The sequence below is a fragment of the Flavobacteriaceae bacterium GSB9 genome, from assembly GCA_022749295.1.
In the GTDB taxonomy this organism is placed as follows: Bacteria; Bacteroidota; Bacteroidia; order Flavobacteriales; family Flavobacteriaceae; genus Flavisericum.
The window spans coordinates 3195593-3209063 of sequence record CP062007.1; the positions used below are offsets into that span (position 1 = coordinate 3195593).

9 protein-coding genes are annotated in these 13471 nt (G+C 37.7%); 4 read left to right on the plus strand and 5 right to left on the minus strand.

The window, feature by feature from the left end:
• Window positions 1-67: 67 nt before the first annotated feature.
• Window positions 68-697 (plus strand): 16S rRNA (guanine(527)-N(7))-methyltransferase RsmG, encoded by a 630-nt coding sequence (gene rsmG / locus GSB9_02851; GenBank protein UKM66270.1) that lies wholly within the window; start codon window positions 68-70, stop codon window positions 695-697.
• On the opposite strand, the gene GSB9_02852 is transcribed toward rsmG, so the two are convergent.
• Window positions 698-1588: a tetratricopeptide repeat protein gene (locus GSB9_02852; GenBank protein UKM66271.2), complete on the minus strand. Its 891-nt coding sequence runs from the start codon at window positions 1586-1588 to the stop codon at window positions 698-700.
• Between the two features lie 405 nt (window positions 1589-1993).
• Here GSB9_02852 and GSB9_02853 point away from each other — a divergent pair, with 405 nt between their 5' ends.
• Window positions 1994-6943 (plus strand): T9SS type A sorting domain-containing protein, encoded by a 4950-nt coding sequence (locus GSB9_02853; GenBank protein UKM66272.1) that lies wholly within the window; start codon window positions 1994-1996, stop codon window positions 6941-6943.
• A gap of 100 nt (window positions 6944-7043) precedes the next feature.
• Here GSB9_02853 and GSB9_02854 read toward each other — a convergent pair whose 3' ends face one another.
• Entirely contained in the window at window positions 7044-7307 is a 264-nt protein-coding gene (locus GSB9_02854) for a hypothetical protein (protein UKM66273.1), read from the minus strand.
• Between the two features lie 819 nt (window positions 7308-8126).
• The gene (gene pruA / locus GSB9_02855; protein ID UKM66274.1) at window positions 8127-9755 is read right to left on the minus strand and encodes an L-glutamate gamma-semialdehyde dehydrogenase; all 1629 of its coding nucleotides are present in this window, start codon (window positions 9753-9755) and stop codon (window positions 8127-8129) included.
• A 156-nt stretch (window positions 9756-9911) separates the two neighbouring features.
• Here pruA and GSB9_02856 point away from each other — a divergent pair, with 156 nt between their 5' ends.
• Together GSB9_02856 and GSB9_02857 are read left to right on the plus strand one after the other, a co-directional pair.
• On the plus strand, window positions 9912-10637 hold the full coding sequence (locus tag GSB9_02856; GenBank protein UKM66275.1) for an NRDE family protein: 726 nt from the start codon (window positions 9912-9914) through the stop codon (window positions 10635-10637).
• Window positions 10630-11622, plus strand: coding sequence for a hypothetical protein (locus tag GSB9_02857; protein UKM66276.1), 993 nt, complete (start codon window positions 10630-10632; stop codon window positions 11620-11622). The genes GSB9_02856 and GSB9_02857 overlap by 8 nt, the downstream gene beginning before the upstream one ends.
• A 57-nt stretch (window positions 11623-11679) precedes the next feature.
• On the opposite strand, the gene apaG is transcribed toward GSB9_02857, so the two are convergent.
• Together apaG and GSB9_02859 are read right to left on the minus strand one after the other, a co-directional pair.
• Window positions 11680-12066: a Co2+/Mg2+ efflux protein ApaG gene (apaG, locus tag GSB9_02858; protein ID UKM66277.1), complete on the minus strand. Its 387-nt coding sequence runs from the start codon at window positions 12064-12066 to the stop codon at window positions 11680-11682.
• Window positions 12067-12172: 106 nt separating this feature from the next.
• Entirely contained in the window at window positions 12173-13423 is a 1251-nt protein-coding gene (locus GSB9_02859; protein UKM66278.1) for a DUF5103 domain-containing protein, read from the minus strand.
• Between the last annotated feature and the right edge of the window lie 48 nt (window positions 13424-13471).

Consider the following 13471-nt stretch of genomic DNA (forward strand, 5'->3'; position numbering starts at 1 on the left):
AAGTTGTAACGATTTTTTGTAAAAATATGTATTTAAAAAGCATATTTTTGTTGAAAATTTAACATCAATGGACCTTATTTTAAAGTATTTTCCTAACCTCACCGAAAGGCAAATAGAACAGTTTAAAAAGCTAGAAGTATTATATCAAGATTGGAACTTAAAAATAAACGTGGTGTCAAGAAAAGACATTGATGAATTATATTTACGTCATGTGCTGCACTCACTGGGTATTGCCAAAGTTACGGGATTTAAGCCAGGTTCAAAAATTTTGGATGTTGGGACTGGTGGTGGATTTCCTGGTGTTCCATTAGCTATTTTACATCCCGATAGTGATTTCCATTTAGTGGATAGCATAGCCAAAAAATTAAAAGTGGTTGATGAGGTTGTTGAGGGGCTGGGGCTTTCTAATGTAAAAACTACGCATAGTCGTGTGGAGGATATCAATGGGCAATACGATTTTATTGTAAGCCGTGCTGTTGCTGCTATGCCAACTTTTGTGCGGTGGGTAAAAGGGAAAATTGCTAAAGCCCAAAATCACGAACTTAAAAATGGTATACTTTATTTAAAAGGAGGTGATTTAACCGAAGAACTTAAAGACTACAGGACTACGACCATATACAATTTAAGTGATTTTTATTCTGAAGATTTTTTTGAAACCAAAAAAGTGGTTCATTTACCTTTGAAGTACAAAGGTTAATTAGTTCAACTTAGCAATTTTACTGATATTGTTTATAAAATAATAGTACTGGTTTTGAAACCAATACGTATTGCTGTATGCGTCAATATGGTTTACATCGTCCCCTATGGAAAGGATGTTATTGGCCCGTTCAAAAAACGCTTTAGCCTTAGTCGTATTGTTCAGTTTATAGTATGACATGGCTAGCCCTAAATGGGCATCAAAATCGGTAGCATCAAATTCTATGGCTTTGTTAAAATCTTCAACGGCTTTTTCAAATTTACCCAGCACCAAATTGGACGCTCCGCGGTAAAAGTAAGCAAAAGCATGGTTGCTGTTTAAACGTATGGCTCTAGTCAGGTCGTCATTGGCGTTTTGGTAATAATTTATGTCCATGTAAAAGGCTCCGCGGTTGTAATAAGCATCGGCTGTAGGTTCGATGTAAATGGCGGTGGTATAGTCTTTAATGGCTTCGTCATTATTTTCAAGCGCACGGTGCGCTGAAGCTCTTAAAATATAGGTGTCTGGGTGGGTAGGCGCTTCTTTAATAACCTTATCAAAATCTTTGATGGCGGTTTCGTATTCGCCCAATTCAAATTTTACACAAGCCAAACTGTAAAGTGCATCAATAAATTTATCGTCGAGCATGTAGGCTTTGGCATAATCTTCTTTAGCGCCAGTAAAATCTTTGATACTAAATCGGGCATTTCCACGATTATAGTAAGTATCGGCATCGGGCTCATCTACAATAATTTTAGAGTAATCTACAATAGCACCTCGGTAATCGCCCATATCGTTCTTGGCCAGGGCCCGATAAAAATAGGCGTCTAGATTTTTGGGTTCCAATTCTATAACTTGGGAGTAAAGTTTTATTTTTTCGTTTAAATCTGAAGTGCGGCTGGCTTGCCGCATTAATTTGTTTGCTTGGGCAAAGCCAATAAAAGGTAGCAGAACGAATAGAAGAATAGTTTTTTTCATAACAAACAGACAGCAAATAATATGCCGCTTTTTGATGTTAAATTTAGTGATTTTTTTGATTATAATTTTTCTGTAAAACCCAATCATTATCGAAAATAGAAGAGAACCTTATAATCATAAAGGAGTTTTAAACAAAATGATATTTTTTCGCCGGTTTGGTTAAAATCCGCCTCGCTTTAACAATTCTTGTGCCACATGTTGTTTTGCTGTTTTAAATTTATATGTTTCGTTCTATTTGTTAAGAAAAAGTGTATTTGGTCTAAAAAAAATGCATTTAATCAGTTTTGGTTTGAAAAAAAGTTTTATGTTTGGGGAAATATTAACATTTGCAATTCTCTCATGCAAAATTCTCTCACTTCACAAAACCTGTGTTTTTGGTTTTTTATACTTTTCTATTCAGTAACATGCCTAAGTAACGCCCAAGATATTAATGTAAATGTTTTAGGGGGAACTTCGGTTAGCGATGGGGCAACAGTATTCATTACCGCGGGAAATGTAATTACGTTTAGAATTACAAATAATAGAATGGATTGTGATAAAGTAAAAATTGCATCCATAAGTATTAACAATACAATCGATTTTTCTCTTTCAACAGATAAAATTCCCAGTAATGTTGATAATGACGACTGTAAGGGTAAAACAAAATATATCGATTTTGTGGTTACCAACATTAGTGGTAATTGTGGGGCATCAACCGATATTAACATTGAGGTGAAGCAAGACCCTGATTTTGTTTTTTCATTTTCGGTAAATGGTAATCCTGAAATTAATTTATTAGGGGGAAGTCCAAGTGCAGATATACTCAATGGATCTACAACTACTTCGGCGGTTAACGGTACGTACTTTGGTATAGTGGATGAAGGGAGTACCATTACGCGCTATTATGTTATTGCCAATACTGGAAGCTGCCCAATGGAAATATCTTCTATATCCAGTTCTTCGATAGATTTTGTGGTGCCTATAACACCAGCGCCTTATGTGGTTTTGCCTGATTTGGTTACGCCCGATTTTTTAACGGCAAGTGTTTATGCGGGGTCGTATGTTGTTTTGCCGGTTACTTTTTTTGCGCCTATAGGGGGCACGGGAACATTAACGTCTACCATTAGTATTTCCAATACGGCCAATACCACATTTACGTTTAATGTAAGTGCAGAAATGTTCGATTTCAATATTCCTGGGCCTGGTGGTATAACGGCCGATTTTAGGCTGTGGTTAAAATCCACTAGAGGGATTACTAAAGATGATGTTAGCAATAAGCTTTCTAAATGGGCAGACATAGGCACCAATGGAAAGGATGCCATTCAAACGGCTTCGGCAAACCAGCCCACATATTTGGATAACGCTGCGTCAAACATAAACTTTAATCCGGTTATTGAGTTCCAAAATGATGGGAGCAGCATTAGTCAGTATCTATACAATGCCGATAATGGGTTTTACAGCCATGATATTTTTATTGTCATGGAATCTGATGTTGATGTTTCAAGTTCCAGTGGAATGACCATTTTTTCTGGTTCAATTTCTGATATTATTGCGCCCGAAAATTATGTGGATGATGCCAATGATGTTACAGGAGTGGGCTTGGGTGATTATACGGCTAATCTCTCTGGTGAACGTTTGTGGTACAACCAAGGGTCTTCAACAACAAATCCTTATTATGTCTTGCTAGCATCATCGGCAAGAGCTTACGATGTGGCAGGTATTATAAATGTGGGTAATAAGTCTGCCACAGTTTCCGATGGGATGCGTATTTTATTCAATAGTATTGATGATGCCTTAAGTCCTACTCAAACCATTTCAACTTTTGAAAATGTTGGCTTTATCGATACGGCACCTGATCCAGATATTACGTTGGGAACGCCTTATAATATAGGTAAAAACCTAAATGCCTCAATGGGGAATCTTAATGGACGTGTGGCCGAAATTTTCACTTTTGCCGAACGCGTATCGGATACCGACCGTCAGAAAATAGAATCTTATCTCGCCATAAAATACGGTATTACTTTGGGAGCTTCAACAGAGGCCCAAAAAAATTATATCAATTCCTTTGGAACTGTGATTTGGGATATTTCAGCCAATTCGGGGTATAATTACCACGTAGCGGGTATTGCTCGTGATTCAATCTCCGATTTAAACCAAAAGCAATCAAAAACCTTAAATGTAGATAACGAGGTTACCGTTGGTTTAAATGGTATTTTTACTACGAATAGTGCCAATGTTAATGAATTTGAAAATGATGGCGATTTTTTGGTTTGGGGCAGTAACAATTTGGGGTATACGGCTAGTGGCTCGAACACCATTACAATAAGTTCTGGTATTACAACATCGTTAACTAGAATTTTAAGGCAGTGGAAAATCATTGAATCGACCGAGGTGACCAGCGATGTAGGGACCGTGTATATTTCAATTCCCGAAGATGTTTTTAGTGGGTTTGCTTTGGGAGCAGATGAGGAGTATGCCTTGGTTGTGGCTGATTCAGATAGCTTTAATAACAGCGATATCATTGATGTGATTCCGTTAAAACCGGATGGATTGGGAAATTTACAAACTTGGTACGATTTTGATGGTACCAAATATTTTACCTTTGGTAAAGTTTCAAAACTATTGGAAAACCATTCCATTTCAATAGCTTCCGGTGACTTTTTGGTCGGTGAAAAAAATACCAATTTGAATATCAACGATTTTACAATATCCTCTTGGGTGAAAGCTGATGCCAGTCAAACAAGTACCCGAACTATCATGGCTAAGGGCGATAAACTTCAGCTACGGTTAAATGCGGCCCACCAAATTGAGGTTGTAATTGAGGATACCGTAACGCCAAGGTTTACTTCAACCATGGCATTAACAGATAATAAATGGCATCAAATAACTTTTGTTTACAATAGCGGAACCATCTTTATTTATGTGGATGGTGTGCTTGATAAATCTGAACAAAATGTCGTGGCACCCAGTCCAAATTACAACCATTTTTCACTTGGTGCTTTGTATCAAGATAAGGATAATATTATCAACCCATTTTTAGGTAAAATAGATGAGGTTTATGTTTGGAATCAAGGACTTACCGAAGAACAGGTGCGCTATTTAATGAATCAAGAAATAGAGAAGGGAACAGGTGATTTTGTTACAGGTAAAGTACTTCCGCAAGCATCGTTCAGTAATGAAGTAGCAACCATTCCTTGGAGTGAATTAAAGGCGTATTACGATTTTAATTCGTTTTACGGCACCACCGTTGAGGGACATACGGATGACAGGAATTTTTTAAGAATCAAGTATTTGGATAAAGACAAAGAAATTGTAGACACGCAAACCGTTCCAGTGCCTTACATTTCTTCGGCAGATGGTGCTTGGGATACTGCTGCAACTTGGAACAATAATACTGATCAAATTCTTCCAAATTCGGTGAGTTTAGATGGGAGTACGGTTATTGACTGGAATATTGTTGAAATAAGCCACGATATTACCTCGGGTAATCGTGATGTTTCGGTTTTGGGGTTAATTCAAACAGATGGGATATTAACCATTGCCGACCCAATAGATGCCCAAGATGAAACCAATTCGGGGCAGGCATTAACGGTAACCAACTATTTGGAAATTGATGGGGTAATTGATTTGGTTGGGGAATCCCAATTGGTGCAAACAGAAGGCAGTATTGTTGATGCCGATAGCGGTGGCCATATAGAACGCGATCAGCAAGGCACGGCCAATGCCTTTAATTACAACTTTTGGTGCTCTTCGGTGGGGCCAATTACTGGCAATATAACCACTAGGGGTACCGGGGTTTCTAGTTCGAATGCTAACCATACCATAGCTGGGGTTATGAATGATGGTTCCATTTCTGGGACATACCAGCCCCTTTTGTACAGTGTTTCCCCAACCGCCAGTGATGGTACGCCACCTCCCTCTGGTTTTGCAAAAACCATCAGTTCATACTGGTTGTATAAATTTTATGGACCGGCCGAGGATCAAAATGCATGGGAAAAAATAAGTGAAAACACAAGCCTGTTGCCAGGCGAGGGTTTTACCATGAAAGGTACTTCTGGTGAAGTTTCCATTTCTGAAGAACAAAATTACGTGTTTGTTGGTTTGCCCAATAACGGCGATATTACCTTGGCATTAGATAAATCTTCTGGCGAAGTGGAGCGGCTTGTTGGGAATCCTTATCCGTCAGCCCTAGATGTCACCGAGTTTATACTCGATAACTTGAGTGTTGCAGATGGAGGAAATAACCCTTCAGGAACCGTTTTTAACGGGGCGCTATACTTTTGGGATCATTTTGGTGAGCAAAACTCACATGTGTTGAAAGCGTATGTTGGTGGTTATGCCACACGTAATTTAACAGGTGGTGCCGTGGCTATTTCCAACGATTATAGGATAAACGATAATTTGTCAACGGGTATAAAAGTGCCAGGCCCGTATGTGTCTGTAAACCAAGGTTTTTTTGTAAGTACGGTTTTAGATGGTTTCGATAATGATAATGGTACACCGATTTTAACAGTTGATGGCGGCAGTATTGTGTTTAAAAATAGTCAACGGGTATATGCCGTTGAAGATGGTTCATCATCGCTCTTTTTTAAATCGGAAAGGAAAAAGGAAAGTCGATTAGCCAAGATAACTCCAACTATTAAATTGATGTATGAGTCGCCATTAGGCTATCACAGGCAAATTGTGTTGGGGGCGAATCGTAGAGCCTCTTTAGGCTTCGATGTGGGCTATGATGCTTTTATGGCCGATGTTGCTGAAGAAGATATGTACTGGTATTTTAGTGGTAAAAAGTTTGTAATTCAGGGTGTCGATAGATTTGAAAACACAAACGGATTCAACTTGGGGATAAAAGTGAAGCAATCGGGTATCGTTAAAATTAAACTTGATGCTTTAGAAAATGTTGAGGAAAACTTAAAGGTTTACATAAAGGATAGGTTAACTGGAGAGGTTTTTGATATTAATGATAATACTTTTAAATTATTTTTAAGTCCTGGCGTTTATAACGATAGGTTTGCACTTGTTTTTCAAAATTCTATAAATAATTTAAGTTTAAATGTTGAAAAACAAAGTGCTTTAAATAAGGTTTCTATGTATTATAATGCCAAGCAGTCGACTTTAAATATCGTTAACCAAAGTGGTTTGCGTTTATTGGGTGTTAAGGTGTGCAATATTTTGGGGCAAGATGTTTTTGATTTAAAATTAAAATCTGGAAAAGACGAAATCATTCCCGTACATTTAAAACCTGGAGCACATATTGTTAAGGTGCATTCTGCAAATGGAAGTGTCAGTAAAAAAATATGGGTTGAGTAGGTTGTTTGCTGATGAAATAAAAAACTTTTTAGGGCTTTTTATATTCTATTTGTAAAAAAAAAAGAACTTGTTCAACGGTTACCATTGTTGCCTACCGTTTTTATTTAATTAGATAAGTGCGTTCTTCAATCTTTTCCTTTAAGCTTTTTATTTCATCGTCCTTGCTCATACCATTGTTTTGTTGCACTAAGGTACTGTATTTTCTTAACCAATAGACAATGGTTGTTCTAGGGACATCATATTTTTTGGAAGCTTGATTGTTAGAGATGTGCCTGGTTAGAATTTGTTCAACGACTAAAAGTTTGGTCTCTAAAGTTACTTTCTGGTAGCTTCTTTTTTCGCAGTGGTCTTTTTTTATTTTCATAAGTGACTATAATTAATGGTTTAATTTTTAGTCAACCTATTTCAGGAAAGTTCAATTTTGTGCTCACTCCGTTTTTTTTAAATTGACTTAATAATATATCTTCACCATCAGGTTTTCCTTATGCATCAGCATCAGTCAGATGCCCGTCAATTTGGCTAACTCTTGTTAGTTTTTTCCTTGTCTGAAAACTAATTGTAATCCATGTTCTTGTTCCCAATCACATTCGCAATTTATATCCAAATATATCTTGGTCTTGGTAAGGCCTTCTTGAAATGAGAATGCCAGTTGGGTGAGCAAAATCCCATATTTGATTTTTATCTTTTATATCCCAAAGATTTTGGTCAGCTTTATTAAACCTAACAGCATTAAGAAAGTCAAAGCAATTTTTATGCACGAGATTTGAAATTAAAAGTTTATCAACTTCTGACTTTTCTAAAAACAATTTTAGAGCTTCATCAGCTTCTCGGATAAATTCAGTGTCACTTTCTGGTTCTAAACCTATAAAATTGATTTTAAGTTTTTTTTGTCAAAAAATGGAACTTTAATTGGTTCGCTTTCCCACCAATCTTCAAATTGTTTGTCTTGTTTTAAAACTCCTATTATTTCACTTTTTATTGAAATCATATTTCAGATTGTAGCCAACGTATGGCTAAACACAATGGTGTTTAGCTCCATTATATTTATCTCAAATAGATCTTAGTTGCTTACTAAGATAACTGAAAAATATTACAACATAAAAAAGAGTTTTCAATAAAAACAGTTGCAAGATTTACAGCCTTTGTTTTCAATTTATAAAATAGTCTTTTTTTAAGAAATGGGCTACTCAGCCAAAAACGGATAACGATAATCTGTTGGTGGAATAAAAACTTCTTTTATTAGTCGTGGTGAAACCCAGCGCAAGAGGTTTTGCATACTTCCAGCTTTATCGTTGGTGCCCGATGCACGCGCGCCTCCAAACGGTTGGTGGCCAATTACGGCTCCAGTACATTTGTCGTTAATGTATAAGTTGCCAACGTTGTCTCTTAAAGCTTCGGTGGCTTCCGCAATGGCGTACCGGTCGGTAGCAAAAATGGCTCCAGTCAATGCATAGTCGCTCGTTTCATCGATTAGTTGCAAGGTTTCCGCGTAAGCGTTATCCTCGTAAACGTAAATGGTAACTATAGGGCCAAATAATTCTTTGCACATGGTAACGTACTTAGGATTTCGGGTTACCATAACCGTGGGAGCAACAAAATACCCTTTGCTTTTATCGTAGGTGCCGCCGGCAATAATTTCTACTTCTTTGTCGGTTTTAGAGTTATCAATGTATTTGGCCAGTTTATCGAAGGCTCTTTCGTGAATTACGGCGTTAATAAAATTCCCCATATCATTGGGTGCACCCATTTTAAAGGATTTTACATCGTTTAAAAGCTGTTGTTTTACATCGTTCCAAATGCTTTTGGGGATGTAGGCGCGTGATGCCGCGCTGCATTTTTGACCTTGAAACTCAAAAGCGCCTCTCGATAGGGCTGTGGTTACTTCTTTGGGTGCGGCCGAATGGTGGGCCAAAACAAAGCCTTTCCCTCCGGTTTCACCTACAATACGAGGATAGGTTTTATAGTGCGTAATGTTGTTGCCTATTTGTTTCCATAATTCTTTAAATACGGAGGTGGAACCTGTAAAATGTAGCCCAGAAAAATGGTGATTGGATAGTACCGTTTTGGTAATCATCTCGGGGTCACCAAACACAACGTTTATAACGCCTGGAGGCAACCCGGCTTTCTCCAAAACGTCAATAACAATTTTTGCCGAATAGACTTGGTTGTCACTCGGTTTCCAAATCACTACGTTGCCCATGAGAGCCATACAGGTGGGAAGGTTGGTAGCAATAGAAGTAAAATTGAACGGCGTAACGGCATAGGTGAAGCCTTCCAACGGACGGTATTCCATGCGGTTCCATGCAGCGTTGGTGCTTTCGGGCTGTTGTGTGTAAATATCCGTCATAAACTGCGCGTTAAAACGCAAGAAGTCTATGAGCTGGCAGGCCGCATCGGCTTCGCATTGAATAATGTTTTTCGACTGCCCCAACATGGTCGCGGCATTTATTTTGGCACGGTATGGGCCGGCAATCAATTCAGCTGCCTTTAAAAAAATGCCTGCACGGTGTTCCCAAGGTGTTCGGCTCCAAACTTTTCTGGCCTCTAGAGCGCTTGAAATAGCGTCTTCGATGTGCTCCTCTTCAGCCAAATAATACTGCCCAACAATATGTTGGTGTTCGTGGGGAGGCGTAATGGTTTGTGTGCGGGTGGTAGTAACATATTTGCCATTAATATACAGTGGTATGTAAATTTGGCTGTTATACATAGTTTCATAAGCTTCCAAAACAGCTTGGCGTTCGGGTGTACCGGGGGCGTAAGATTGTATTGGCTCGTTTTTGGCGATTGGTACGTTAAAGAAACCTTCTCCCATGATTTTTCAGTATTAAATTTTGGTATAAAAATACTTATCAAATGATAACAAAACTAACGATTTTCGCATGATTTATATAATCCCGGTGTGTTAAACACTTATCGAAGTTTATTAATTTTTTGTAAGTTGCTCATCTGTTTTAAGACTACAGGTTTTATGTGTACCGTAACCATTTTTCCATTAGAAAACAACGATTTTGTGTTAACCACAAATAGGGATGAGGCACCCGATAGAAACTCACTAGCACCCAGTTTTTATACATTTCAAGGTGCTAAACTGCTATTTCCAAAAGATGAGCAGTCTGGTGGAACATGGGTGGGGGTAAGTGAAAAAAAACGGGTGGTTTGTGTATTGAACGGCGGTTTTGAATACCATGAACGGCAATTAGAAAAAGGGAAAAGCCGAGGCCTTATAGCAAAAGATATTTTGGCCGCGGAAAATGCCTTTGAAACAACAGCCATTTACGATTTAGAAAACGTAGAGCCATTTACTATGGTAATAGCCGATTGGAATACAGGCTTAAAATTTATTGAATGGGTTTGGGATGGCAAAAAAAAATACTTTAGAGATTTACCCATGGAAATAAAAATGTGGTCCTCTTCAACCTTATATTCTCCAAAAATGAAAGCAGAACGGTTACAATGGTTCGAAGAATTTAAAAAGAATAATGCACTAAGTGCCGATACGCTTATTGCATTTCACAAAACTGCGGGCAATGGCAATAATGATTATGGCGTTATTATGGATCGTGGATTTGTGAAAACTACCAGTATCACTCAAGTGGTTAAGCAAAAAAAGAAGGTGGAAATGGCTTATAAAAATCTTCAAAACAATAAGGCCTCTAAAGTACTGTTTAAACTTCCCGAAACTGTAAATGAATAATACCGGAATTATTTTAACCCTGGCCTACCCAGAAACCATTGTAATGGTTTCAAAGGAATGGTTTTCGCCTTTTTTGCGTTATGTGGGGATAGGTAAAAAAAACTACTTGCGTGCCGGCCATGCGGCATTGGTATTGATAAATAAGGAAACGGGTCTTTTAGAGTACCACGATTTTGGTCGTTACATTACTCCCGAGCCAACAGGTCGTGTTCGCGGAAAAGATACCGACAACGAACTCGATTTTCCGCTCAAAGCTAATATCGAAAACGGTAAAATTTCTAATTTAGATGAAATTTTAAGGTTTTTAGCTACAAACCCAAAACTGACTCATGGCGACGGTAAACTAATAGCTTCAGTTTGCGATGCCGTAGATTATAAAAAGGCAAGAGCGCACATTACCCAAATGCAAAATAAGCATTTTATTAGGTATGCAGCTTTTATAAAGAACGCCTGTAATTGCGCCCGTTTTGTTACCGATAGTTTAATAGCTTCTGTTACCGATAAAACGATAAAAAAGAAACTTGAAAAATCGAAATGGTTTACACCAAGTACGGTGGGGAATGTAGTGTTGGCCACTACCGAAAATCGTGTTTATGAAGTTTCGGAAAATGGTGTGATTTCAGAATTTAAAGAATCGCAAACTAGCGTAAATATACGGTGCTTTTTAGACCAACTAAAGAACCACGTACCAAATTTTGTTGGAACTTTAAAGCCTAAATTTGTTGATGGATTGCACGATAATGCCCAATGGTTATCGGGTATTGCGGCAGGTGCTTGGTTTGAATTATACCATAATGGACACACTGTAGAGTATCATTTTAAGCGTATTTCTCCATACGGGAATATAGATGTGCAAGATGTGTTTTGGATTGAAGATGAAGGGTTCGATTACTTTTCCGAATTTGAGTTTGTGCATTATTCAAACTGTAAATTTTTCCATGTTAAACAAAATGGTAAAGTATTTCGATTTAATAGAAAGGAATAGTTTTACCATTTTGAAGATTGGTAAAAAAGAGTGATTGAGCCTTCTTTAGGGTGGCGGCTAATTTATAGCAAATGGCGCGCTGAGCTTAAAAGTAGGAATGGTTACCAAAAACTTTTTTGTAGTTGTGAAGTTTACCATACTGTAATGGCCTTGCATAGCGCCAAAAGGCGATGTTAGTAAGCACCCCGAAGTGTAGGTGTGCGATTCGCCAGGTTTTAAAACTGGTTTTTTACCAATAACGCCTTCGCCCGAAACGGTCTCAATGTTGTTGAGCGCATCCATAATTTCCCAGTGGCGTGCATTGAGTTGTACAGAATCTTTGCTTTGGTTTTCAATGGTTATGGTATAGCCAAAGGCGTACTGTATTTTATAATTTTTATAAAATGAGCCTTCGTAATTGGTTTCTACCGAAATTTTAATGCCTTTTGTAACTTGTTGAACCATGTTAACTATTGATATACAAAGCGTTTTGGGGTGCTAAAATAATTAAAATTAAGTTGATTTGATAAAATTTAACATCTATCGTTAAAATATTAGTTGAAATGAGCGATTAGTTCGAGATATTAACCGAGTTGCCTTCACCAATTCCGATAATTTGGTCGTAACGAGCGCCTAAATCTCTATAATAAACCAAAACTTTATAATTATTTTCAGTTTGGTAGAAATTTCCATCTATAAGGCCTTCGTCAATGCTACCGTCACCATTAACCACAACATACTTGTAATTATAAAACCCTTGTTTCAATAAAATGGGTTTTTTAAAAACGTTGTTGGTATCATCATACTCTAGTTTTGTAGACTCATCGATAACGTAATTGTTAAAATTTCCATAAACATGGATGTTTTTGCCAATTAGTTGTTCTTTCCCTTCCAACGAAAAATGTACCCAAACATAATCAGCTTCAATGCTGGGGTTTTCAGCATCGATATTTAGAATAACGTAATTTCCGTTAATGTCGGGGTTGTAGGTGTACGGCCGGTTAGCACGAACAATATTGGTGTAAAGGTGGTTGTGGTAAAGGTCTTTTAAATCGATAAACTGAATGCCGGTATTGGCCGCTCTAACATCTTTGTTTTCAAAGAAAAAATACTCGTTTCCACCCCAAAAACTGGTTTCGGTATCGTATTTGTAAATGAGCTGATTGCCTATAGTGTATTGTGGTTTTAAATTGGAAATAACATTGTGCAAATTGTTATTTTTAATAATCATGGCTTTTACGGTTTGTTTGGGATTGTTTAGCCGCATGCCCCGTGGGGTTATTACGATATCGACCCGTTGTTTTTCCTCGATATATTGTATGTCCCTTGAGCGTTTTATGCTTACGCCAACATTCGATTTGTCTTCATAAATCATAAACTTTCGTGAAAACACAAGCTCGCCACTGGTGTCGTAAATGGAGAGTAAATAGTTCCCTGATACTTTGAGTGCTTTGGTGAAACTATTAGGAATCGTCAATTTATAATGGGAGTAGATCTGATAAGTGTTATATGAGTTTTCGTAATCGCGAATACGTTGGTTGTCGAAGCCATCCATAAATTCTGAACGTACCAAAACAGAAGGTGTCCAATCGTAGTTAAAGTGCTCGATTTTATAATAAAAGTCGTCTTCATTCCCATTAAGAGCATCAAACTCTAAAACCAAGTACTCGCCTAGTTTCAGAATTGGCAATTGGGTTTCAGGTGTGTCGCCCTTAAAATTTATTGTTTTAATATAATCGGGCGGTACTGTTTCTTCTACTTGCGCAAACCCGCAAATAGATACAATAGTTGTAAACAAGCTGAATGTTAGGATGTCTTTCATGTGGTTTTTGGTGTAAAAAATGTAAAGATATGCAAAATCTATGCCTTT

Coding starts and splice junctions, on each gene's coding strand:
- GSB9_02853 (UKM66272.1), top strand. CDS start 1,994: ATGCAAAATTCTCTCACTTCACAAAACCTGTGTTTTTGGTTTTTTATA.
- pruA (UKM66274.1), bottom strand. CDS start 9,755: ATGGGAGAAGGTTTCTTTAACGTACCAATCGCCAAAAACGAGCCAATA.
- GSB9_02856 (UKM66275.1), top strand. CDS start 9,912: ATGTGTACCGTAACCATTTTTCCATTAGAAAACAACGATTTTGTGTTA.
- GSB9_02852 (UKM66271.2), bottom strand. CDS start 1,588: ATGCGGCAAGCCAGCCGCACTTCAGATTTAAACGAAAAAATAAAACTT.
- apaG (UKM66277.1), bottom strand. CDS start 12,066: ATGGTTCAACAAGTTACAAAAGGCATTAAAATTTCGGTAGAAACCAAT.
- rsmG (UKM66270.1), top strand. CDS start 68: ATGGACCTTATTTTAAAGTATTTTCCTAACCTCACCGAAAGGCAAATA.
- GSB9_02859 (UKM66278.1), bottom strand. CDS start 13,423: ATGAAAGACATCCTAACATTCAGCTTGTTTACAACTATTGTATCTATT.
- GSB9_02854 (UKM66273.1), bottom strand. CDS start 7,307: ATGAAAATAAAAAAAGACCACTGCGAAAAAAGAAGCTACCAGAAAGTA.
- GSB9_02857 (UKM66276.1), top strand. CDS start 10,630: ATGAATAATACCGGAATTATTTTAACCCTGGCCTACCCAGAAACCATT.